We start from the raw sequence: 24,040 nt of genomic DNA on the forward strand, positions 1-24,040 counted from the left end.
GTTATGAGTCGTCAGGCGAAGGCATCTGAACCCCAAAACATCTTTGCTGGTGGTAGAGACAAAAGCACATTCATCCGAGAGAAACTGCTGCACTATAGTGTTGCTTTGCTATCCGTTGCCTTAGCACTGTGGACAACTCTGCTACTCAATCCATATCTTATTCCAACGCCTGGGGCGCTGTTTTTTGCTGCGGTGATGGTGAGTGCCTGGTACGGTGGTTTAGGGCCAGGATTAGTTGCAACCCTTTTGTCTACTTTTACGGTCAATTACTTCTTTTTTAAACCACTCCATCCGCAGAACATTACAAATCCGAATATTGTAGTTCCCTTGTTAGTATTCATGCTGACAGCAGGGTTAATCAGCTGGCTTAACGAATCACGCCGCACAGCCCAACAGCAAGCTGAGGCGAACCTGAAGTCACTACACGAAAGCGAAGCACGGTTTGGTCGCTTAACAGAGTCTAGTATTATTGGGGTGATTGTGGCCGATCTCAATGGCTTAATCATTGAAGCCAATGATGCCTTTCTCAAAATGCTCAATTATACACGCGAGGATTTGCGCTCTGGTCGAATTCGCTGGGGCGAGATCGTTCCACTCGAATATATTGAGGTGAGTGAGCTATCAATTCAAGAACTGACAATTACTGGGAGTTGTAAGCCCTTTGAGCAGGAATACATCCGCAAAGACGGCTCTCTAGTTCCCGTTCTACTCGGCTTTGCTAAACAGGGAGATCGGACAATCATTGGTTTTGTTCTTGACTTAAGCGAACGCAAGCAAGCCCAAGCAGAAGCCCAGTATCGCTCCCGCCAAGCAGAAGAAGCCCAGAGCATTTTGCAAATGCTCCTAGAACACGTCCCAGAGGGAATTACGATCGCTGGTGGCCCCCCTGATTTCCCAATTATCGCTAACAGCAAACTCGCGCAAAAACTTTTGGGCAGACCGAATGAATCTCTCGTGGGTATGTCTTCTGAATCTTATGTTCAGCTCTACAGCCTGTTCTTGGCTGATGGTGTCACGCCCCTCACTTTAGAGCAACTACCTTTATACCGAGCTACGCGCTATGGTGAAACGATCCGCGATGAAGAATGCATCATTGAACGTCCAGATGGCACTACAATTACAGCGATCGCTAATGTAGTGCCAATTCGAGATTCCCAAGATCAAATTATCGGTGCAATAGATTGCTGGTGCGATATCACCAACCGTAAGCTCATGGAAGAAGCACTGCGGCAACGAGAAACAGAACTTCGTTTAATTACAGATACGCTGCCAGTTCTGATTACCTTTGTAGATTCAGAACAACGCTACCGCTTCAACAATCGAGCCTATCAAGATTGGTTTGGGCATTCGACGGTAGAAGTTTATGGGAAGCATCTTTGGGAAGTTTTGGGTGAACCCGCTTATGAAGTGCTTCGTCCTTATGTGGAACAAGTACTAGCAGGAGTGCAGGTTACTTTTGAAAGTGAAGTTCCTTATAAAGATGGTGGGACACGTTACATTAATGCTATTTACGCTCCCCAGTTTAATAAACAGGGAATCGTTGAAGGGTATGTAGCGTTAGTCACCGATATTAGCGAACAGCAAGCTGCGCTACGCGATCGCGATCAGGCAGAAGCGGCGTTGCGCGAAAGTGAATTACGCTTTCGCCACATGGCAGACATTGCTCCCGTACTGATTTGGATGTCCGGCACTGACAAACTTTGTAACTACTTTAATAAACCCTGGCTAGATTTTACTGGGCGGACTCTGGACGAAGAGATGGGCTATGGGTGGACTGAAGGTGTTCATCCTGATGATTTTCAGCGTTGCTTAGACACATACACCAATGCCTTTGATGCCCGACAAAAATTTAAAATGGAATATCGCCTCAGACACTGTGATGGCGAATACCGTTGGGTTTTTGATACTGGTGTGCCTCGTTTTGCACCAACGGGGGAGTTTCTCGGCTATATCGGCTCTTGTGTTGATATCCACGATCGCAAGTTGGTAGAAGAAGCGCTACGTGACAGCGAGGAGCGATACCGAATTTTAACGGAAGTCTCGCCACAGGCCATTTGGATGGGCAATAGCGATGGTGGTATTACCTATTGCAATCAACACTGGTTAGACTACACCGGACTGACAATGGAGCAGACCACTGGCTATGGCTGGATTTATGCCATTCACCCCGATGATCGCGATCGCGTCTTAAAAACTTCGATGCAGGCTATTGCTAACGCGACCAACTACGAAGTAGAAATTCGCTTTCGTCAAGTTTCTGATGGTAGCTATCGTTGGCATATTGTCCGGGGTTTACCATTTCGAGATGCAGCTGGACAGATTATCAAGTGGGTGGGCATCGCCAGCGACATTCACGATCGCAAGGTTGCCGAAGCCGCCTTGCAACAACTCAATGAAATGCTAGAGCAACGAATTCAAGAGCGCACTGCCCAACTCGAAGCCGCCAATAAAGAACTCGAATCCTTCTCTTACTCAGTCTCTCACGACTTGCGGGCACCGCTGCGCCACATCGCCGGATTTGTAGAATTGCTTCAGAAACGCCATAGCTCAACAAGCTTAGATCAAAAAAGTCAGCGCTATTTAAAAATAATTGCCGAAACTGCCAAACAAGCAGGGATATTAATTGATGAGTTGCTGACATTTTCTCGCATGGGGCGCACCGAAATGCGCTACATCAATCTCAATATGGAGGAATTGGTACAAGAAGTAAAACGCGACTCGCTCGCAGAAACCCCAGGACGCAGAATCCATTGGCACATTGAGTCACTGCCAGAAGTGCAGGGCGATCCCTCTATGCTACGGCTGGTGCTTCGCAACCTGATAGGCAATGCCGTAAAATATACCCAGACTCGAAACCCAGCAGAAATTACTGTTGGCAGTATTGACAATGAAAACGAAGTTGTCTTTTTTGTACAAGATAACGGCGTAGGCTTTAATATGCAATATGTCCACAAGCTATTCGGAGTATTTCAACGCCTGCATAGCGACCCACAATTTGAAGGCACTGGTGTTGGATTGGCAAACGTGCAACGCATTATTCATCGGCATAATGGTCGAGTTTGGGCAGAGGCTGTAGTTGACAGTGGCGCCACCTTTTATTTCTCGCTGCCTAAATTGTCCAAGAAGGAGAGTGAATGAAAGAACTGAAGCGAATTCTGCTAATTGAAGACAGTGCCAACGATGCAGAGTTAATCCTAGCCGCTTTGTCAGAAAACCATCTCGCTAATGAAGTAGTGGTGGTACGTGATGGCGAAGAAGCACTAGATTATCTTTATCGTCGGGGGTTGTTCCGGTTACGAATGGAAGGGTATCCTGTTGTAGTTCTACTCGATTTGAAACTGCCTAAAATCGATGGGCTAGAAGTGTTGGTACAACTCAAATCTGACCCCGTAATGCGAGTAATTCCAGTAGTGGTACTGACTTCTTCACGCGAGGAACCGGATTTAGTTCGCTGCTATGAGTTAGGGGTGAATGCTTATGTTGTGAAGCCAGTAGATTACCATGATTTTGTCGATTCTATTAAAGGTGTCGGCCTATTTTGGGCAGTGATCAATCAGCCTCCCGTTGGTGCTTTACCTCCCGCACCTCATCCTCAAAAGGAGAGCAACTGATGAATGTCCTGCGTTTCCTTCTTTTGGAAGATAGCCTGTTAGATGTAGAGCTAGCCCAAGCAATACTAACTGAAGGAGGAATTAATTGCGAACTGATCCGAGTCGAAACCGGTGCTGATTTCCTAGCTGCTTTGGAAACAGAGGCTTTCGATTTAATTCTTGCCGATTATGCCCTACCGTCTTTTGATGGAATTTCTGCCTTAGAAATTGCCCGAAATCGCACTCCAGAGGTTCCTTTTATCTTTGTCTCTGCCGTACTGGGTGAAGAATTAGCGATTGAAGCTTTGAAGAACGGTGCAACCGATTATGTATTAAAGCAACGACTAGGGCGGTTAGTTCCCTCAGTGCAACGCGCATTGCGGGAAGCTAAGGAGCGGCGTAAGCGCAAGCAAGCAGAGGAGTCTTTACAAAAGAGTGAAGCCAAGTATCGCCGAATTGTTGATACTTCTTATGAGGGAATCTGGATGATTGACTCCCAAACCCGAACAGAGTTTGTGAATCAGCGAATATCTCAGATGTTGGGTTATCCGGTAGAAGAAATAATCGGTCGTTCTATATTTGATTTTATGGATCTGGGTGATGATATTGCAGATCGAGAGAAACTGGAGTGGTTCAAAGGAGAAGGGAGCGATCTTAAAGAAGGGCGATTGCGCTGCCAGGATGGTTTGTACATCTGGACACTGATTTCTGCAAAAGCGATTTTGAATGAACAGGGTGAGTGCTTAGGTGCGATCGCCATGTTAACTGATATCACCGATCGCAAACGCACCGAATCAGAACGCGATCGCCTTTTGCAACTTGAGCAAACAGCCAGGGCGGAAGCTGAAGCTGCTAATCGCATCAAAGATGAGTTTTTGGCGGTACTTTCCCACGAATTGCGATCGCCCTTGAATCCGATTCTCGGTTGGGCAAAACTGTTGCAGAGCCGGAAATTTGATGAGGCATCGCTCAACAAAGCCCTGAAAACTATTGAGCGCAATGCCAAATTACAAGCTCAACTCATTGAAGACTTACTAGATGTTTCTCGCATCCTCCAAGGCAAACTCAGCCTCAACACGATCCCAGTCGATCTGGTATCCACCATTGAAGCCGCAATAGAAACAGTGCATTTGGCAGCAGAGGCTAAAACTATTCAGATTGAGATGATGCTCGATCCCAGCGTGGGGAAAGTTCTGGGCGATCCAGCCCGCTTACAGCAAGTTTTCTGGAACCTTCTATCGAATGCCGTCAAGTTTACTGAGACTGAGGGAAAAGTAAGTGTGCAATTGGAGTGCATCGATGCTCAGGCGCAGATTAGCATCAGCGATACAGGTAAAGGCATTAACCCGAATTTTCTACCTCATGTATTTGATTATTTCCGTCAGGGTGACAGTACAACAACTAGAAGGTTTGGTGGATTAGGGTTAGGTTTAGCGATCGCTCGTCACTTGATTGAGATGCACGGGGGAACAGTTTGGGCGGAAAGTCCAGGCGAGGAGCAAGGAGCGATTTTCACAGTGAGGTTGCCGCTCATCAAAGACAATGCAACAATCAACGATGACACAAATACTGATTCCTCAACTGCCGTTTTTCCCTCCTCTCCCCTCATGGGTTTACAAGTGCTGGTTGTGGATGACAATGATGATACCCGCGACTTTTTCAGCTTTGTGCTGGAACAGTTTGGTGCGATCGTCACCGCAGTAGCATCAGGATATGAAGCATTACAAGCACTAACCGAGTCAAAGCCAGATATCTTACTTAGCGATATTGGGATGCCAGAGATGAACGGCTATATGCTGATGCAACAGGTGCGGACTCTGGAAGCAAAAATTGGGGGAAAAAAGATGCCTGCGATCGCTCTGACTGCTTATGCAGGCGAAATCAATCAGCAATACGCACTAAGGGCAGGGTTTCAACAGCACATCGTTAAACCTGTAGCACCAGAGGAATTGCTCATAGCGATTTCTAACTTAGTCCAATCTACTTAGGGTTTATTATCAACCTGAGTAATTAGATAAAGCTGATTAACGTTATAGATTTTGAACTATTCTTCACAAGTAATATGGCCTTTTTAATTGCTTGGAATACTCCGGGTAATGCAGAAAATGTTGTGTCAATACGGTTCGGTTAAGGTTTTTTGATGAAAATTCGAGATCGCAAAGACGCGATAAATCGCCGTATCTTGCCTTACAGTTATTTTCAGATAAATAGACCACGCTTAGGGGCGCAAGGGCTTCATTGGTGTCAACTTAACGCGAAATGGGCGGTTAGAAACCGCGTCTACACAAACAAAACCCACCTCCGTGGGTTTCAAAGCTTTGATTTGACCTTAGTCCGAGGAGGCGGACTGTGCCTGTGTAGCTGCGAATTCCATGACTCTGCTGGCGAATTCATAGGGGGCCTAACCCATCATTATCTATTGCTCTTGATTTCCCTGATTGGAGTCCGTTTCAACGGACTTGAGCTATTAGCCCGAAATTTATTTCAGGGCGGGAAAGGAACGCCAAACCAATGTTTTAGGGGTGAGGGGTCAAACCCATCAAGAATTCGCCAACAGTCTCATTCCATTTGCTAAGGCTTAAGTTGACTTTTCTAAAAAGTCGATAATCTTGTCGATTGCGAATGATTCAGGACTGTTATATAGATAATTTTTATATAGTAGATTTAATGGTTCGCAAATTTTATCCGTGTTTGTACTCTATCATAACCTTACGGATACTCTTAGAATCAACCTAGATTTACTTCCGTAAGGAGTCGGATATGAAGACTTATGACATGTCTTTCATAAAGACCAATGGACTCACCACTTTGTTGGCATTTGTCTCAGTTATATTTATTTTATCATTCACTTTAATTATTTTATTTTTTGAAAATATTCAAGGATTTTCAAATCAAGAAAAAATTGAATACATCACGCAAGCCTTAACAACGATTGCCATAATTATTGGAGGATTGGCATTAATTATTAATGGTTACTACACCTCCAGACTCTCTCTGGATGAGAACCACAGCTTGTTAACGCAACTCTTAGCTGGAACACTAGCTTGGAATAACAATACCGGAAATTGTATCAATCAGACACAATTAACTCCCCAAAAAATTGTTTCCGAACGCTTTTCTAAAGCGATTGAACAATTAGGAAATGAAAAGATTGAAACGCGATTTGCCGCCATTTATGCTTTAGAACGAATTGCCAAAGATTCTCCGAAAGATCATTGGACGATCATGGAAATCCTCGCTGCTTTTATCCGCGAGAATGCCCCGGTGAATAGGGAATATGAAGATGAGTCACTACAATTATCAAAACTTCCTACAGATATTCAAACAGCCTTAACTGTTATTGGCAGACGTGACTCATATAAAGATCAAGTCAATCAAAAACTCGATTTACGCAATACAGACCTCAGTAATGCAGACTTAACCGAAGCTAACTTTTCTAGAGCAATTTTTGTCGGGGCAAACTTGCAATGGGTCAATTTTACCAGAGTCAACCTCTCTGAAGCAGACTTATCTGTTACCTGTCTTTGTGGCTCAATCTTCTATGAAGCCAACCTGCAAAAAGCAATCCTCCCAGAAGCCAATCTCCAAGGCGCAGTTCTTAGAAAAGCGAACCTTTCCCAAGCCATCCTTTATGATGCCAACTTGGAAGGGACAGTTCTTTGTGATGCCAACTTGGAAGGAGCAATCCTTTGTGATGCCAACTTGGAAGGAGCAATCCTTTGTGATGCCAATTTAGAAGAAGTCAACTTCGAGGGTAGCAATCTCCAAGATACAAACCTGATTGGTAGTAACTTGCAAAGAGCAAAACTTGCTGGTGCTAATCTAGAAAGTGCATTACTGAGTACAGCTAACCTCCAAGAAGCTAATTTCCAAGAAGCTAACCTCTGTGGAGCTAACTTGAATGGCTCAGAAAATGTAGAATCATACCAGATTGAACAGGCTATTGGCGATCGCACAACAATCCTACCGGAAAACCTGAAAATACCTCAACATTGGTGGTAATAATAAGCGAAAGTTTCAGCATCTAAAACTGGATTACACGATAGGGACGCATAGCTATGCGTCCCTATCGTGTTTAATTTAGTACTTAAAGCTAAAAAATTGCCAAAAACCTGATAAATATTCTCTATCAGTCTAAATTTTCCGCAATTTAAATCACGAACAATTATGAAACGCCGAGAGGTTTTTAACACAGCTGCGATCGCCACTGCAACTGCTGCTACTCTAGTTTCCTGTAGCCAAGCTGGTAAATCCCCTAGTGTACAAGCAGGATTGCCGAATATTCGTTGGCGGATGGCAACTAGCTGGCCCAAATCTTTAGGTACTTTTATCGGCGCTCAAACAGTTTCCCGGCGAGTTGAAGAAATGACCAATGGACGTTTCCAGATTACGCCCTTTGCCGCTGGAGAGTTAGTACCGGGATTGCAAGTACTCGATGCAGTGCAAGCCGGGACTGTTGAATGTGGACACACATCTAGTTACTATTACATCGGCAAAAATTCAGCATTAGCCTTTGCCACCTCCGTACCTTTCGGTTTAAATGCTCAACAGCAGAATTCTTGGCTTTATAACGGTGGTGGATTAGAAGCCATACACAAAATTTATACCAACTTTAACGTGATTAGTTTCCCTGCTGGCAGTACTGGGGCACAGATGGGGGGATGGTTCAAAAAAGAAATCAAGTCTATTTCTGACCTCAAAGGTTTGAAAATGCGAATTCCCGGATTGGGTGGCGAAGTCATGTCCCGTTTAGGGGTAAACGTGCAAGTATTACCTGGAGGCGAAGTTTATTTAGCATTAGATAGGGGAGCCATTGATGCTGCTGAGTGGGTAGGCCCTTACGATGACGAAAAACTCGGTTTAAATAAAGCCGCGAAATTCTACTATTATCCTGGTTGGTGGGAACCAGGGCCAACCTTGGATGTGTTAGTTAATCTCACCGCCTGGAATCGCCTACCCAAAGAATATCAACAGGTTTTGAAGACAGCGAGTTTTGAAGCCAATTTGAATATGCTGAGTCAATACGACTCCTTAAATGGACAAGCGCTAACGCGGTTATTGGCTGGTGGTACAAAGCTAGTTCCTTATAGCCAGGAGATTCTACAAGCAGCCCAAAAAATATCCTTTGAGTTATGTGAAGAAAATGCCAGTAAAGATGCGGCTTTTAAACAAGTCTACGAACAGTGGAAAGCCTTTCGCCAGCAGATTTTTAATTGGAATCGCGTTAACGAATTAAGTTATGCCAATTTTGTCACTTCTAATAACATCAGGTAACTTATAAAACCTTTGCTTTTCTCTCTGCGTTCTCTGCGCCTCTGCGGTTCAAAAGTAATTTATTTCACCGCAGAGGCGCAGAGACCACAGAGTAAAGAGAAATCTTTGCCAACAATTTTACCCCTACAGCACTAAGATATACAGAATTAGGGTTACTTGACACCCGCATTCTTCAATATAGATTAATTTATTTATTACAAAAACATTGAATAGCTTTATGTAAATTATTGGGGGTTGCCCGAATTCAATTAACGACTGCCCGAATTCAATCAACGATTGCCCCAATTCAATCAACGACTCCCGCATTTCTCACAAGCTCTGCTGATCACATTAGTGGTCAATCTTTTACCCCTGATATCAGATTCGGACGGTCTACTACTATTTCTAAGATACAAGGTTGGGTTGAGGAACGAAACCCAACGCTTGATCTTTGTTCATGTTGGGTTTCTGAAGATGAAAGCGATCGCTCTAATAATTCTAGAAGAACTTGAAGATGGAGTTCAATGGGATAAGACCTTTGCGAAGTCCCAAAATTTCCTTGCTAAAGTGGCCGGTGAGGCAGTCGCTGAGTATCGCGCAGGCAAAACCAAAGCGTTAGATCCCGATACTTTGTGAAGTCACGCACTACCGCCTAATTTCGCAAAGCATTTGCTGTACTAACTGAGCAATGCTAATGTAAATAGTTAAGCTTGATACAAAATAAATTTTATATGGCGCTACTAATATCTGTTTTCCTTTGTATCATTATTATCTATCTACTAACTCGTCTTGTTCAGCAGACGAATGAGCCAATTTTATCCAGAAAAATTTTCACTGGAATTGAGACACATGCCCTTATCTTTACTGACGATGATATCAGTTCGATGGAAACAGTTGTAAATACTCTAGTAAGAGTTATTGGGATATCGGAAAAACAGGCAATTAATCTTATGTTTAGAATTCATAAAGAAGGGATGGCGATAGTCTGGACAGGTGATAGGAATTCAGCAGAGCAGCATTTGACGGAAATTCAGAGAGCAGGGCTGCAATGTTTTTTGACAGAAATTGTATCCAATAACTTGTGATTCAATGTTCTAGCCATCCTTTTTGAAACTGGCAAGAGGTGTAGGAATCTTGGTAACTTTTAACTCTAGGAGAGCGCTAGTTTCCCAAAGAAGGTAAGAAACTGACAATTCCTGGGAAAATAATAATTAACACCACCACCAATAGTTGCAACAAAATAAACGGTATTACACCACGATAAATATCTTTTGTTGTAACTTCTGGCGGCGCGACACCCCGCAAGTAAAACAGCGCAAAGCCAAAGGGAGGTGTGAGGAAAGATGTTTGCAAATTTGCTCCCAAAACTACACCATACCAAATCAAGTCAATACCTAAGTTTTGGGCAACTGGTACAAACAACGGCACGACAATAAAGGCAATCTCAAAAAAGTCGATGAAAAAGCCGAGGATAAATACTACCGCCATGCTGACAACCAAAAAGCCAGTTTTACCGCCGGGAAGAGTGGCGAGAACATCGAACATGAAGCGATCGCCATTTAATCCCCGAAAGACTAAACTAAAAGCTGTGGAACCAAATAGGATAAAAACTACCATGCTGGTAATTCGCAAAGTAGCATCACAAACTTGACGCAGAGATTCTAAGGTAAGTTTACGATTAGCAGCCGCCAGTGCGATCGCACCACCACAACCCACTGCACCCGCTTCTGTCGGCGTAGCAATGCCAAAAAATATACTCCCCAGCACCAACAAAATCAGGATCAAAGGCGGTATCATCACTTGAATTACCCGCCTTCCCAAAGCTTTACCACCAATATCTCTGACCTCAGCAGGTAAAGCTGGTGCTAAATCTGGCTTCAAAAATGCCACAATCAGCACGTGTAGGGCAAATGCACTAGCCATCATCAAACCGGGAATCACTGAACCGATGAACAAATCGCCCACCGATACACCCAATTGGTCGCCCAGCACTACCAATACTACACTCGGCGGGATAATTTGCCCCAAGGTTCCTGATGCAGCTATCACACCAGTAGCTAATTCTTTGCTGTAACCATAGCGGAGCATAATTGGCAGAGAAATCAAACCCATCGCCGCCACTACACCAGTAGTCGCTGCTAACAGCGCCCCCACCAAAATCACAGCTAAAGCCAGTCCGCCGCGCAAGCGTCCCAACAAAATCCCCATAGTTTCTAAGAGTCTCTCCGCTATCCCTGATTTCTCCAGCATTGCCCCCATGAAGATGAAGTAAGGGATAGCTAATAACGTTTATCTATAGCTAAAAACCTGCAACCCATTCTGGACAATAGCTTTACTTTGTGGATATGATTACAACGTAAAGTTCATTCACCGTTATGAAAAGTTTTTTGAGAATTCCGTCTTTGCTGTTGGGACTCCTAAAACCAAAATCTAACAAACCTGAAATTGAAAGCTACGGTCAAAAGGATAGTGGGCTAGAAGTAGAACAGATTCAACAAATTATGGAGTGGCTGCTTGCCAGTCTGCTGAATGCAGGATATGTTGGCAGGTCGCACTTGATTTGGGATTTAGGCGACCAAGACTGGAAACAAGTCTTGCTGATGGGAATTTTAAAGGATGAGCCAGTGTTTCTATATCGTTGCGGCGATAGACCATCATTGGCTCCAGAGCATTGCTGCTGGCGATTGATGGCAGAATATCCTTCTATGAGAATTTATCAGTTAGAGGTTAAAGAAGGTTAGCTGTGTGTAATCACACTTTTGGCGAAGCATCCCTTTTTGTTTGGATACTTAAGTATCCAATTAACTAGGCGATTATGAATGATTTTTCACCATGTCAGGTTGTGGGATGTGAAATTGTGAAGATTGTAAAATTTTTTAGGGGAGGGAAAGTCACTTTTTGGTTGCCACAATATACATCTAAGTCCCTGTACGAGCGTTACACGCTGTTTTGTTCGCCTTGATCGGTGGCGCTAACTTTAACAATTTTTCTTAAAATATTTCACAAGATGCTGAATTTGTCCCCTAAATTGAGTATCTTGGAATTAAAAAGTGCATGGATTAGCTTTTTAAGGGCGGGTAGCAGCATGGCAGTAATGGACACCTCAATTAGGTTGACTGAATTCTCTTCAATGTCTAAGCAGGAGAAGGGGGAGCGCGTAGATGCCCTGCTTCAAGCTGCGGTTAGCCCAACCTCGGAACAAATAGAAGCTTGGATTAAAGAACTTAATGATGAGATCCGTTCATACGAATCTCGGTATAAAATGTCTTCAGATGACATGCGTCAAGCTTTACAAACAGGCGAAGCATCTAATTTTCCTGATATTTGTAGCTGGCTAGCGCTTTTGAAGATTAGAGGTCAAATTGAAAACAAATATAGGCGTTCACGCCCCCAATAATTTTTCTGCTTATGAACAAATTCACGAAACTGTGATAGATCAGTTTCGTGATTCTCTTTTTATTAACGACCATACTCTGGAATTTTCTGCTGGGCGACGCTTTGATGATATTTCGGATGAAGTTATCCCTCAAATTCGCCTCAAAGGTCAAATAGGCTGTCAAGGCAAAATACTGATAACAGTAGACAAGTTTTTAGATATTTTAGACAATTCTGGTAATAACCGTCTAGTCCAAACCTTTTCGTATTCCTACAATGCATCAGTCCAAGGGTTTGGTAATATTTTTAGATATGACAATCTAGATGACTACTTTGTTGTTAACTCAGGGCATCCAGATAATCATCACAGGCACAACTTCAACTGGTGTGTTAATCAACAAAAATGGCAAGACCTCACCTGGGTTGGCTACGATAATTGGCCAACATTAGGTAAGGTTATAACCGAATTACAAGAATGGTACTGGGATAACAAAGATGAATTAGCCAATTACGTGGATGACGTAGATGGCTACCCTATACTAGGGCTTGGGTGGGACTAGATTCAGTGAAAACATATTGATAGCTGTAAGTGAGCAACAAAAGTTGTATTAGGGTATTAGGATGGATGTACAAGTTTGTGGACGGCAGGGGATTTGAACCCCTCAGCACAGAGCTTAGGAGGCACGACTGGCACCAAGCGCCGCCCATGAATTTGCCAAGCGGTGAGACAATATCTCACCGCTCTGGATAAAAAGTTTTATCCTGGGCTTGGTTAAATATTTGAAGTTAGGTACTAACTTGTTATCAGCAAGTAGGAGTTTAACTCTCTTGAGACGATGTTATCAAAGGAGTTTCAATACCACAGCCTAATTCTCGCTCTTTTTTCTTGGCTTCCAGAAGTTTAGTAACTCTATGGATGTTTTCAATAAGCGGCACAGCTTCTGGAGTGTAATCAGGCGGAAAATAAAACCCACAAGCAAGTTTAACAGCTTCAACAGGATGAATGCCGCATTTAACGACATTAGCAGCAAAACGACTTATAGCTGCATAATGAATTAATGGTCTGGTATCATAGTGGTCACGAATTAAAGCGCTTTTAGGTAGACCATTTTGCTCTTTAATTTGCCTAGATTTTACACCTTGTATACATTCGTTCAAGGCATCATGAGTTTGCGAGTAAATTTTTCGTGAAGCACTGTTTTTGATTTGCCATTCTTTGACCGCTTCCATCAGTTCTGGGCGAAGTTCGTCTTTAAGTATATTTCTTGCTGTTGAGCGTTGCTCATTAGATTGAAGCAACTTTTCAAAGTCATCTGAATCAGAAACAGATTTCCAACCTGTTTTCTGATGAATGAAAAGTCGCATCCCAAGTTCACGGATTAACCCAAATGCACGTTTAGCTTGAATATTAGTTTCAGCATCCTGCGCCCACCAAGCGAAATATTCAACCAATGCAGAACAAAACCGATCTTCTAAGATATCGCGCCCTTGTGGATCAGTGTAACCCAACAGGGTCAAAGTCATGCCAGCAAAAGGTTTCAATGGTTCTGGTAGTTGATTACCCAACGGGTCAGCTTTCCGAACTTTGTTGACCCAATCCCAAATTGAGCTAGGATGTTTGCCTACAAAACGGGCTAGTCCACGCTGAGACATACCAGAACGCCCCGTGGATTTAACTGTAAAGTATTCACCATCATCTTCGACACGACGGAGTAAATCTCTGGAAAAATCTTTATTTTTGGTCACTTTAGATACCTTCAGAAAACCATATCTTGTGAGTAAACTCATCTAGAGGTAACTTCCATGTACTAGAATTATGTACAGGGACTTAATCTGCAAATGCTTATGCTGTGCAGATCAAAGGATACCTAAAGAGAAAAAGAAGAAATGTCTTGTTTTGTTTGGACGGTAGGGCATCGAAGCCCTCAGCGCTGAGTTTAGGAGGCTCGTCTGGCTACCTGCACCGCCCATGAATGTATTTGCGGCAAGGTTACACCTTGTCGCTTTGTCTTACTAGGACAAAACTTCACAATATGTATTGCGTTTTGGACTGACTAAAATCCCTTGAGTTAACTCAAGCTATTTGGCTTTCTTGGAATGTATTTTCTGCCTGATCAGCATACGCGCTCTAGCTAAAAGTTCTTCATTCGATTCTTCATTATTAATCGATGTTTGAGATGAAGATACTTTTTTTTCAAGCTCTACAATTCTATCATTTAGCTGTGTAATTTTTTCATTGAATACTTCCGTTAGTTTTTCTGTAATTGTTTCGATTAAAGTATTAGATGCTTCGCCTATCATTTCTAATACTTCACCCATAGTGACTGTTCGAGTAGACAATTCATCAAAGCTGATTTCTTCTAAAGCTTGATTTTCATTAATCCCATCATCTACTATTTCATCTTCTTCATCTAGCTCATCTACTATTTCATCTTCTTCGTCTAGCTCATCTTCTTCGTCTATCTCATCTACTATTTCATCTTCTTCGTCTAGCTCATCTTCTTCGTCTAGCTCATCTACTATTTCATCTTCTTCGTCTAGCTCATCTACTATTTCATCTTCTTCGTCTAGTAGTTGCTCTTCAGATTCGTATTCTTTTTTATCCTGTAATTCTTCGTTTACATCAGTAAGGATACCGTTATCTGCTGCATAGCTCTCATAATTGATTCTACGCATTGACATAATACGATTTATTGAGCTTAAAGCTCTGTCCAAATCAATTGAGCTAGTAAAATAATAACAAAAAGCATTGCCGTCTTTAAAGGCTTCAAGTAATGGAAACTCCATGTCTTTCCCTGTCTCACGCATTTTTTTTAAGCGCATAGAAACAGAAGCATTTGACATATTCATATATTCCATCAAATGTTCTACTCGAACGCTTAGTCGATGATTGATATTGACTTTTAATATATATTCAAGCATCAACAAATCTTTATTATCTCTTTTAAGTAGAATAGCTCTGAATCTACTGAGTAAATCGTCTTCAGTTGATTTGAGTTGAGATGAAGAGACAACTTCGAGGGGTTGACTTTTTACGGCTTTACCGTTTAAAATATTATCCATAAAGAATCTGCACCTGCAATCAATCAGGTGTACGAGAGAGTGATTAAGTTGACCGCAAATCTAATGCCTAGCTTAAGCGTGCGAAACTTGTAGTCTAGGAAATTAGATTTTGCGGCAACCCTGAATTAAGGGTAGAAGTTTTCACTTCTACCCTTAATTTTTACCATAAGTCTCAAGAAAAGACAAGAAGAATGCACGACTCCACTTTTTTGTGCGCCTTCGTCATCTGGCAACAACAAAAGTCTCCAAGTAAGTCTTCTTTTCGTTTCTCTTAGAGCAATCTCTCAAAGAGACTTGAAAAGCCATTTTCCAGGATTTTCTACTGCCCGATGCTGTATTGTTCTTTTAGGTCTTCTATCCCAGTTAGCACTGCTTCTGTAAAGTTGCGTATTTTAAAAGCATGAGTTGTTATTTTATTTACTTCATCACTTTTGAACGCAAATACTCAATAGTCCATTTTGAGGAAAACTGCTCAAACAGGAACCAGTGACCAGTGTTTTCTTGAACCCAGATAGAGCCATCATCTTCTTTACGACTGCCGATTACAATCCCAAATTCCCTAGCCAAGATATACCACTGACTAAATATGTCCGCCACATGAGTTTCTTCCCCAAGGGGCTGATTCGGCTGCCATGCATCATCAATTGCAGTAGCTAGCCACGCTCCAGGACTTCTGATTATCTGATGTTGTAGCTGCTCTTTCAGTGCTTCTATCGCTGATTCGACTATCTCCTGAGTCGAATTTCGGATCTTAGAAGCAAGGGTGCTAGTAAGCTTAATACCCAAGGTAGCTAACTCATCTCTAATAGTGTCGCTAATCTCCCCTTTCGTCCCTTTTGTACGGAGGGGTGTAACGTTAGACTTCTCTAATGCTGAATTTTTGGGTGGCTGAGAAAGACATTCCTCCAATTCTTTCTTTAGCCTAGTATTTTCTGCTTCCAGTCTCTCCAATCGCTGCTCTATTTCAGAAGCTTGAAGGATACGCCCATAAATTGCTTCATGCTGGTCACGTAACCCCCTATTCTCAGCTTCAACCCTTTTAATTCTTTCTTTAAGAGTTTTGATGATTGCATCCTTGGAAGCATCTGAGCTTCTTTGCTTTGCTGGTATTTCCTTGGTTTGTGAGTTATTCTCCCTAAGATGTTCTATTCGAGCTTTAATTTCAGGCTCTTTATAAAGCCAAGCCTTACTCAGCCCAGAAGCCTTGGCAACAGTATTAAAGTTTATAACTCGTTGCTCTTTAATGAGCTTCTGAATTCCTTGCTCAACTTTCTCGAATGCCTCTTGGCGTTTCCTTTGAGCATTGCCACGTAGTCCATCAATATTGCGCTCAACCGTCATTTGCATCCACCTCCAACACGGAAATGATGTTCTCTAGATTAGTTTTGACCTTCTGGTTCATCTCAACTTGGCGCACCCATCCATTTGCTTCCGCTTTTTGAATAATCTGGTTGGTCTGTTCTAACTGCTGTCTGTGTTCTGCTAAATATTCTGTATTTGTTCGGAAATGAGTGCAGGTTAAACAGGCATTAGCATGGGGGCATCCTTGAGAAATGGTAGGTAAAGCACAGGAGCCATTGGGTAGCGCCTGAGCTTGAATGCTTCGCTTAAACCATTGCAAATCAGTTACATCTGCTTCTATATTGTTTGCCTCGACAACCTGCCCTGAAATATTGACGATTTTGCCTTGAAATTTGGCAATTTCTTCTTTCATTGTCTGGTCATGGATGTGGGCATAAACAGCGGTCATGTTAGGAGATTCATGTCCCAAATATCTCTGAACAATGTGCTGAGGAACACCATTATTTATCATCCGTGTTCCCACCGTATGACGAAACTGGTGGTTTTGAAAATGCCATAGATTACCAGAGTTGCTGCAAATATTTCTTCTTTTAGCTAAACGGTTAAGATGATTGGGTAACGTTTTCCGCAGCATTACATGAGGGGATGGAATAAAATCAGGTCTGACTGCCCCTACATTTGCACAGAATAAATAGTTAAATTCTTTCTGAGTAAAATGCTTACGAATGTATCTCTGTTGTTCTTGAATGACCCTTACAACCTCTCTTGAGATAGGTATAGTAATTTCCTTTTTCATCTTGAATTGGTAATATTTTAAAAACCAATCTCCAGATTTATCCTGCAATAAACAATCAAAGCTAAGATTTACTAATTCTGAAATTCGCATCCCACACTCTTGCAATACTAATATCATTCGCATTATTGGCTCTGCCAAATCATCCAGATATTGATTAAGTTGCTGCATTACTTCTTCTGGAATGTAGCGAGGGAGTCTTTTTTCTCTCTTAGGAAAATCTTCAGGACGAACCAAATACCTTCGGACATCAAGCCATTGATATTGATAAGCAGAGTCAAAAAACAATTTTGCATCACTCATAAACTTATATCGGCTACTTGATGCTAATTTTTGACTTGCTAAATATATTGTGTACTCGGTGATGATATTGCGATTTATATTCTCTGGAGTAATATCTGGGTAATTTTCTGAAAAAAACTTTGATAATCTTCTAATTGAGCAAAGTTTTTCTTGCACAGAAGCAAATGTGATGGAACTCAAGCAAACTTTTAAATAAGTTTTCGCTGTTTCTTTCAACCAGTCTTGTTTTATAGGAACGAAATTTAGTTTATAACTGGATTTTCCTACACCACTCTCAACTCCCAATGCCCGACAATCCCAAATATCTTTAGAATACTCATATTTAGGATTAACGCTTACTTCCTTAGATTCTTGAATTAAATCTAGTGCCTCCGGTGTAAAAGTTTTATTGCACTGCTTACATATATAACTTTGAGTGCCAGATGAATTTTTTCCATTCTTTCTGAAACTGGTGCTTTTACACTTTGGGCAGTTGATAAATTGATAGACTTTATTCTGCTTCTGAATTGCTGGCTGGTTTTGCGTCATATCTATTGTTCAAATATTGGTTGTATTCTCTTTTCATGTCTTCGTTGTTGACATGAACATAGGTGTCGATTGTGGTTTGAATACTTGCGTGGTTTAGTCGCTTCTGGACATAAGCCATTTCCACGCCTTCACGAACTAGTTCTGTAGCGTGTGTATGTCTAAGCATGTGAGGATGAGCAGCAATCCCAGTTTTCTTTTTGAGGCGATTGAACAAATCTATGACATTGTTGTATGTCATTGCGGAGCCAATCTCTCCATCCCAAAGATTTACAAAAACATAGTCACTGAGGTCATCACCAAGTATTTCCATAAATTCATCTTGTAAATATTGGCTATAAAGTCCCATCAATTCTTTAGTGACATCGACATTGTAAGGAGAGTTACCTTTAGCACGAGCGCCATTAGCATTGTCGTCTCTAGGGATAACTTTGATAAGATTATCCCAAGACTGAATGTCTTCATGTCTTAGACCTAGTGCTTGCCCAATTCGCATACCGCTTTCATGCAGTAAACAAATCAAAAATTTATCCCTAATTCGCTTGCAACTATCAATAAGTTGCTTGACCTGTCCAGGTAAAAGTGTTTTTGGATAATGCTTTGGTTCTTTGAGTTTGAGTAAACGAGTTCTTATCGATTTGCTTTTAGTTATGTGATGCAAGAAGCTTTTATACTTCCTTCCTGGCATAACCTGTGACCGATAGAGAGGAATATGCGGTACTTTACCCGTTTTTTCGTGGAAATCGTAAAGCATACAGACTGAAGTCAGAATCACGTTTACAGTTGATTCTGTACGCTTGGCAACCACTTCTTGAATTGATGCAACTTGAGGATTAGGACTTCTAAGCCATGCCATAAATTCGGCAAGCTCAATTACGCTAACTTGTGTCCAATCCAAATCGTAGGTTTGAAGATATTCCCAATAAAGACTGAGGTGGTGAGCGTAAGACCTAATTGTGTTTGGCGATCGCTCAATGTTTTCTAAATAAGCTAGATACTGCCGAATTGGTTCTACGGGCAAATAATCATCCCCTAGTACAATCCAGGTTACTTTCTCGCCATTGGGGATGCGTACCCTTTGAACTTTCATTTACTTTGTAGACTTTATGGACTGTGTTGAATAGCTCAATTTTAGATAGTCTACACAGTGCAAATGTACTTGTCAAGTTGTTGTTGTTGACTTTAAAGAATTGTTTTTAAGAGCTATAGATAACTTATTTTTGTCGGGCCGCCTGGTAGTGGAAAGACCATGCTAGCAAGGCGCTTACCAGGAATTTTACCACCGTTGAGCTTTGCCGAATCTTTAGAAGTGACTCGCATTCATTCGGTAGCTGGTTTATTGAAAAATCGTGGTTCATTAGTACGCGATCGCCCTTTTCGCAGTCCCCACCACTCGGCATCCGGGCCTTCTCTAGTTGGCGGTGGTAGCTTCCCTCGTCCTGGAGAAATCTCATTATCTCACAGAGGTGTGCTGTTCTTGGATGAACTGACAATATCGAGTACTTGGTAATGTCGGAAAATCCTTGATGAACTCACTGAATTTAAACGAGATGTTTTAGAATTTCTGCGTCAACCTTTAGAAGATGGCTATGTCACAATTTCCCGTACCAAACTATCGGTAATGTTTCCCGCACAGTTTACTTTGGTGGCTAGTACTAATCCCTGTCCTTGCGGTTACTATGGCGATACCATCCAACAATGTACTTGCTCTCCCCGCCAACGCGAGCAATATTGGGCAAAACTTTCTGGGCCGTTGATGGATCGAATTGATTTACAAGTTGCAGTGAATCGTTTGAAACCAGAAGAAATTACCCAACAGCCCACGGGAGAAACATCAATATCAGTACGCGAACGAGTGCAACAAGCAAGCGATCGCGCAATAACCCGTTTCCAAGGAGAAGTAAATCTGCGTTGCAATGCCCATCTACAAAGTAGTCATCTCCAGAAATGGTGCAAGTTAGATGATGCTAGCCGCAATTTATTAGAAGCAGCAATTAGAAAATTAGGTTTATCGGCAAGAGCAAGCGATCGCATTCTCAAAGTAGCACGGACTATTGCAGATTTAGCAGGAGAAGATGAGCTAAAAACCAATCATGTAGCGGAGGCGATTCAGTATCGCACGATAGATAGAATGCAATAAAAGGGAAAAGGGAACGCTAAGACGTAGGAGAAATTAACTGACCAATACGCTTGAGAATTTGCAAAACGGCGTACAGTTCTCTCGCGGATGCAAACGGAGCAAAGACTCTTTAATTGCTGTGGTCTGTGTCATTGCTTCGATCAACATCAGCGCATCTTTATTATCGCCAATTGGCAGGTAGGCGTATCCCGTCTTAAACATCGCATTGTCATGTGACTATAAAATTCTAAATTCCTCCCCAAGAACGCTTCACAAATACCCTTGGGAGGATGTCAGAACTCAGTAAATCAGTATCCAATATATCAGGGACTAAGCAACATCCCCTAGAAGGAGACTGATTGGATGAATTTGCAAGAAATTTGGAAGTTATTACAAGAGACATTCAAAGAATGGAGTGACGATAAAGCCTCACGGTTAGCGGCGGCGTTAGCTTATTACACGATTTTTTCTATTGCACCATTGCTAATTATTGTAATTGCGATCGCAGGTGCAGTATTTGGAGAGGAAGCGGCAAGAGGTCAAATTGTCGGCCAAATCCAAGGTTTAGTCGGGGTAGATGGCGCAAAGTTTCTCGAAACAGCTATCAAAAATGCTAACCAACCAAAAACAGGAGCGATCGCTTCGATCATTAGTGTTGTAGTTCTCCTATTAGGTGCTACAGGCTTATTTACTGAGTTGCAAGATGCCATGAACACGATTTGGGAAGTTAAACCCAAACCTGGACGTGGCATAAATAATATGATTCGCCTCCGCGTTTTGTCTTTTGCAATGGTGATCGGAATTGGCTTTTTACTTTTAGTTTCTCTAGTAATTAGTACGATATTAGCAACATTAGTAACGTACTTTAGTAACTTGTTGCCAGGTTTCGATTTCATCTGGCAGATTGCCAATTTAATCATCTCTTTTACAATCACGACAGTGCTGTTCGGACTAATTTTTAAAGTTCTACCAGATGTCAAAATTGCATGGAGTGATGTTTTAGTTGGAGCGGGTCTTACCTCAGTTTTGTTCTCTATTGGGAGATTTTTATTAGGACAATATTTAGGTAATGGCAGTTTTGGATCGACCTATGGTGCTGCTGGTTCACTAGTGGTAATTTTAGCTTGGGTTAATTATGCCGCACAGATTCTTTTCTTCGGTGCAGAATTTACTCAAGTTTATTCCCGAAGGCATGGAAGCGGTATAGTTCCAACTAAAAATGCTGTACATATATCTGATAACACAAACTATAATGGCAAACCTCCAAGAGAACAAGCATCGGCTAATAAAAAGCCATCTTCTCGCTTTATCAATCGCTTCTTTCAGTATTTTAGAAAGCCCAAACGCTTAAAGCAGAAAAGAAAAAACCAGCGATTTTAATCATTGATTACTGGAGATTTATATTTGTAAATCTGATAGATATTGAAGTATCTAATATCCAGTCCAGTTAATTATTTTTTCTTGCCACAGTTTATGAGTAGAGTATTCAGCAATTCTGAATTCTTTTTATACTGGATTTTTTCCAGAAGTCCATTGAACAAGCCAGAAGTCCATTGAACAAGGAAGAATATCAGTGCTAATGGAAAAATGGTTTTTTATCAATTGGCAAGCAATTTTTATTCCTAGCATCAGCATCTTTGAGTTGATTATCCGCGGATCGCTGGTTTATTTAGCGCTGTTCTCAGTGCTACGCCTACTTCCTAGCCGACAACTAGGAACACTAGGAATTACTGATTTACTCGTAGTTGTGCTATTTGCGGAAGCTGCTCAAAATGCTATGGCAAGTAATTACACATCAATTACTGAAGGCGCTATCCTGGTAGGAACAGTGATTTTTTGGAGTTACTTGCTGAACTGGTTGGGTTACAAACTTCCCCAGTTCCAACGTTTCCTGAATCCGCCACCGTTGCTACTGGTAAAAAACGGTCGGATGATTGAGCGCCATCTGCAACGAGAGTTAATTACAGATGATGAGTTGATGAGCAAGTTACGTCAGCAAGGTGTAGAATTTTTAGCTGATGTGAAGTTCGCGTATATAGAGGCTGACGGCAGGATTAGTATTATCATGTCGGATTCAAAAACTAGTATCGTCCCTGAGCAAAAAGTAGCGTTAAAAAGCGATCTACATTAATTAAACTGTAAAATATGACGGTTGTATTCTGTGCCGAACTGTGATTGAGCGTTATACTTTACCCGAAATGGCTAATCTGTGGAGTGAAGCCTATAAACTAAAAACTTGGTTGCAAGTCGAAATTGCTGTTTGTGAGGCTCAAGCTGAACTTGGTTACATTCCATCTGAGGCGGTTGACGAAATTAAAGCCAAGGCAGATTTTGATCCAAAACGGGTGCTGGAAATTGAGGCTGTAGTCCGCCACGATGTCATTGCTTTCTTGACAAATGTCAATGAATATGTTGGTGATGCCGGACGCTACATTCACCTGGGTTTAACTAGTTCGGATGTTTTGGATACAGCTTTGGCACTGCAATTAGTTGCCAGTTTAGATATATTGTTGCAACGTCTGGAAGATTTAATTCAGGTAATTCGCCAAAAAGCACGGGAACATCGTCATACAGTGATGGCTGGCCGATCGCACGGTATTCACGCTGAACCGATTACTTTTGGTTTTAAACTAGCTGGTTGGTTAGCAGAAGTGTTGCGACACCAAGAACGCCTAAGAATACTCCGCAAAACGATCGCTGTGGGTAAGATTTCTGGTGCAGTGGGAACATACGCGAATATTGAACCGCGTGTAGAAGCGATCGCTTGCCAAAAACTCGGACTCGAACCTGATACAGCCTCAACCCAAGTTATTTCCCGCGATCGCCACGCCGACTACGTGCAACAATTAGCTTTGGTAGCCGCAACCATTGATCGCTTTGCTGTAGAAATTCGCAACCTGCAAAAAACAGACGTTTTAGAAGTTGAAGAATTTTTCGCCAAAGGTCAAAAAGGCTCCTCAGCCATGCCACACAAGCGCAACCCCATCCGTTCGGAACGACTGACGGGAATGGCACGACTCGTCAGAAGTCATGCCGGTGCAGCTTTAGAAAACATTGCTTTATGGCATGAGCGAGACATTTCTCACAGTTCTGTAGAACGGGTAATTTTGCCAGATGCTTGTACTTTGACGCATTTTATGTTGTCAGAAATAACCGATTTGGTCAAAAACCTGTTGGTCTATCCTGAGAACATGAAACGCAATCTCAACTGTTACGGCGGCGTTGTGTTCAGCCAAAAAGTGCTACTGGCTTTAATAGACAAGGGAAGCAGGCGAGAAGAAGCTTATGCGATCGTTCAAGAAAGCGCTCACGCCGCTTGGAATCAGCCAGAAGGAAACTTCCAAGACTTGATTAGCAAAGACCCGCGTGTTACCCAAAAATTGTCTTCAGCAGAACTAGAGGTTTGTTTCGACCCCCAGCAACATCTGCGGCATTTAGAAGAAGTTTACCAACGATTAGGTATTTAGGATTAATTTGCTTGTAGTAAGCGTTTAAGCGCTTACTACAAACCTGTTAGCAAAAAATACGCAGATATCATCAAAAAAGATATACAGCGAATTTCAAGTTAGTGAGGTACTGAAGTTATACCATTTTGGATTTTAGATTTTGGATTGTGAAACATGCATTGGATAAGTGTTTCAGTTTTCCATCTGTCGCAATCATTTTTCAAGTATTTGAAGCACACCCGTCATCGGGGCGCAAGGCCTTGCGCCCCTA

The 24,040-nt window shown here is 42.0% G+C and carries 18 protein-coding genes and 3 pseudogenes; 14 read left to right on the top strand and 7 right to left on the bottom strand.

All coding sequences use genetic code 11. The features are described from left to right. Nucleotides 1–3: 3 nt before the first annotated feature. From HWQ42_RS21695 to HWQ42_RS21725, 7 genes are all read left to right on the top strand, one after another. Nucleotides 4–3,138: a PAS domain S-box protein gene (locus tag HWQ42_RS21695; protein WP_292816029.1), complete on the top strand. Its 3,135-nt coding sequence runs from the start codon at nucleotides 4–6 to the stop codon at nucleotides 3,136–3,138. Then, the gene (locus HWQ42_RS21700; protein ID WP_292737322.1) at nucleotides 3,135–3,611 is read left to right on the top strand and encodes a response regulator; all 477 of its coding nucleotides are present in this window, start codon (nucleotides 3,135–3,137) and stop codon (nucleotides 3,609–3,611) included. The genes HWQ42_RS21695 and HWQ42_RS21700 overlap by 4 nt, the downstream gene beginning before the upstream one ends. Continuing rightward, complete coding sequence (locus HWQ42_RS21705; protein WP_292816031.1) at nucleotides 3,611–5,578, top strand: response regulator; 1,968 nt, start codon at nucleotides 3,611–3,613, stop codon at nucleotides 5,576–5,578. Before HWQ42_RS21700 ends, HWQ42_RS21705 begins: the two co-directional genes overlap by 1 nt. A gap of 787 nt (nucleotides 5,579–6,365) precedes the next feature. Next, nucleotides 6,366–7,592, top strand: a complete 1,227-nt coding sequence (locus tag HWQ42_RS21710; protein WP_292816033.1) for a pentapeptide repeat-containing protein — start codon at nucleotides 6,366–6,368, stop codon at nucleotides 7,590–7,592. 165 nt (nucleotides 7,593–7,757) lie between these two features. Next, nucleotides 7,758–8,864 (top strand): TRAP transporter substrate-binding protein, encoded by a 1,107-nt coding sequence (locus HWQ42_RS21715; protein ID WP_292816035.1) that lies wholly within the window; start codon nucleotides 7,758–7,760, stop codon nucleotides 8,862–8,864. A gap of 402 nt (nucleotides 8,865–9,266) precedes the next feature. Beyond that, a complete protein-coding gene (locus tag HWQ42_RS21720; RefSeq protein ID WP_292816128.1) occupies nucleotides 9,267–9,479 on the top strand; it encodes a hypothetical protein in 213 nt (70 codons plus the stop codon). A 95-nt stretch (nucleotides 9,480–9,574) separates the two neighbouring features. Then, a complete protein-coding gene (locus HWQ42_RS21725; protein ID WP_292816037.1) occupies nucleotides 9,575–9,928 on the top strand; it encodes an ATP-dependent Clp protease adaptor ClpS in 354 nt (117 codons plus the stop codon). A 76-nt stretch (nucleotides 9,929–10,004) separates the two neighbouring features. Here HWQ42_RS21725 and HWQ42_RS21730 read toward each other — a convergent pair. After that, nucleotides 10,005–11,132 (bottom strand): annotated as a pseudogene (locus tag HWQ42_RS21730) (TRAP transporter large permease subunit); the annotation flags it as partial. 98 nt (nucleotides 11,133–11,230) lie between these two features. Here HWQ42_RS21730 and HWQ42_RS21735 point away from each other — a divergent pair. From HWQ42_RS21735 to HWQ42_RS21745, 3 genes are all read left to right on the top strand, one after another. Then, nucleotides 11,231–11,584, top strand: coding sequence for a hypothetical protein (locus HWQ42_RS21735; RefSeq protein ID WP_292816038.1), 354 nt, complete (start codon nucleotides 11,231–11,233; stop codon nucleotides 11,582–11,584). 389 nt (nucleotides 11,585–11,973) lie between these two features. Then, nucleotides 11,974–12,240 carry a hypothetical protein gene (locus HWQ42_RS21740; protein ID WP_292816040.1) on the top strand — a complete coding sequence of 89 codons (267 nt, stop codon included), beginning with the start codon at nucleotides 11,974–11,976 and terminating at the stop codon, nucleotides 12,238–12,240. After that, a complete protein-coding gene (locus tag HWQ42_RS21745) occupies nucleotides 12,206–12,778 on the top strand; it encodes a hypothetical protein (RefSeq protein WP_292816042.1) in 573 nt (190 codons plus the stop codon). Before HWQ42_RS21740 ends, HWQ42_RS21745 begins: the two co-directional genes overlap by 35 nt. A gap of 259 nt (nucleotides 12,779–13,037) precedes the next feature. Here the strand turns inward: HWQ42_RS21745 and HWQ42_RS21750 are convergent, their stop codons facing one another. The 6 genes and pseudogenes from HWQ42_RS21750 to HWQ42_RS21775 form a co-directional block, all read right to left on the bottom strand. Next, nucleotides 13,038–14,006, bottom strand: coding sequence for a hypothetical protein (locus HWQ42_RS21750; protein WP_292816044.1), 969 nt, complete (start codon nucleotides 14,004–14,006; stop codon nucleotides 13,038–13,040). A gap of 291 nt (nucleotides 14,007–14,297) precedes the next feature. Beyond that, the gene (locus tag HWQ42_RS21755) at nucleotides 14,298–15,281 is read right to left on the bottom strand and encodes a hypothetical protein (RefSeq protein WP_292816046.1); all 984 of its coding nucleotides are present in this window, start codon (nucleotides 15,279–15,281) and stop codon (nucleotides 14,298–14,300) included. A 417-nt stretch (nucleotides 15,282–15,698) separates the two neighbouring features. Next, a complete protein-coding gene (locus HWQ42_RS21760; protein ID WP_292816048.1) occupies nucleotides 15,699–16,622 on the bottom strand; it encodes a DUF6262 family protein in 924 nt (307 codons plus the stop codon). Next, the gene (locus tag HWQ42_RS21765) at nucleotides 16,612–17,835 is read right to left on the bottom strand and encodes a site-specific integrase (protein WP_292816120.1); all 1,224 of its coding nucleotides are present in this window, start codon (nucleotides 17,833–17,835) and stop codon (nucleotides 16,612–16,614) included. The genes HWQ42_RS21760 and HWQ42_RS21765 overlap by 11 nt, the downstream gene beginning before the upstream one ends. Before the next feature lie 222 nt (nucleotides 17,836–18,057). Then, a pseudogene (locus tag HWQ42_RS21770) lies at nucleotides 18,058–18,150 on the bottom strand (IS1 family transposase); the annotation flags it as partial. A 19-nt stretch (nucleotides 18,151–18,169) separates the two neighbouring features. After that, nucleotides 18,170–19,294, bottom strand: coding sequence for a tyrosine-type recombinase/integrase (locus tag HWQ42_RS21775; protein ID WP_292816071.1), 1,125 nt, complete (start codon nucleotides 19,292–19,294; stop codon nucleotides 18,170–18,172). Nucleotides 19,295–19,417: 123 nt separating this feature from the next. Between HWQ42_RS21775 and HWQ42_RS21780 the strand changes: the two are divergent. The 4 genes and pseudogenes from HWQ42_RS21780 to purB all read left to right on the top strand — a co-directional run. Then, nucleotides 19,418–20,344 (top strand): annotated as a pseudogene (locus tag HWQ42_RS21780) (YifB family Mg chelatase-like AAA ATPase); the annotation flags it as partial. A gap of 342 nt (nucleotides 20,345–20,686) precedes the next feature. After that, nucleotides 20,687–21,703: a YihY/virulence factor BrkB family protein gene (locus HWQ42_RS21785; protein WP_292816073.1), complete on the top strand. Its 1,017-nt coding sequence runs from the start codon at nucleotides 20,687–20,689 to the stop codon at nucleotides 21,701–21,703. A gap of 199 nt (nucleotides 21,704–21,902) precedes the next feature. Continuing rightward, nucleotides 21,903–22,454 carry a DUF421 domain-containing protein gene (locus tag HWQ42_RS21790; protein WP_292737422.1) on the top strand — a complete coding sequence of 184 codons (552 nt, stop codon included), beginning with the start codon at nucleotides 21,903–21,905 and terminating at the stop codon, nucleotides 22,452–22,454. A gap of 40 nt (nucleotides 22,455–22,494) precedes the next feature. Then, nucleotides 22,495–23,790 (top strand): adenylosuccinate lyase, encoded by a 1,296-nt coding sequence (gene purB / locus HWQ42_RS21795; RefSeq protein ID WP_292816075.1) that lies wholly within the window; start codon nucleotides 22,495–22,497, stop codon nucleotides 23,788–23,790. The last annotated feature ends 250 nt before the right edge of the window (nucleotides 23,791–24,040 follow it).

The sequence above is a fragment of the Nostoc sp. JL23 genome, from assembly GCF_017115065.1.
Lineage (GTDB): Bacteria > Cyanobacteriota > Cyanobacteriia > Cyanobacteriales > Nostocaceae > Nostoc > Nostoc punctiforme_A.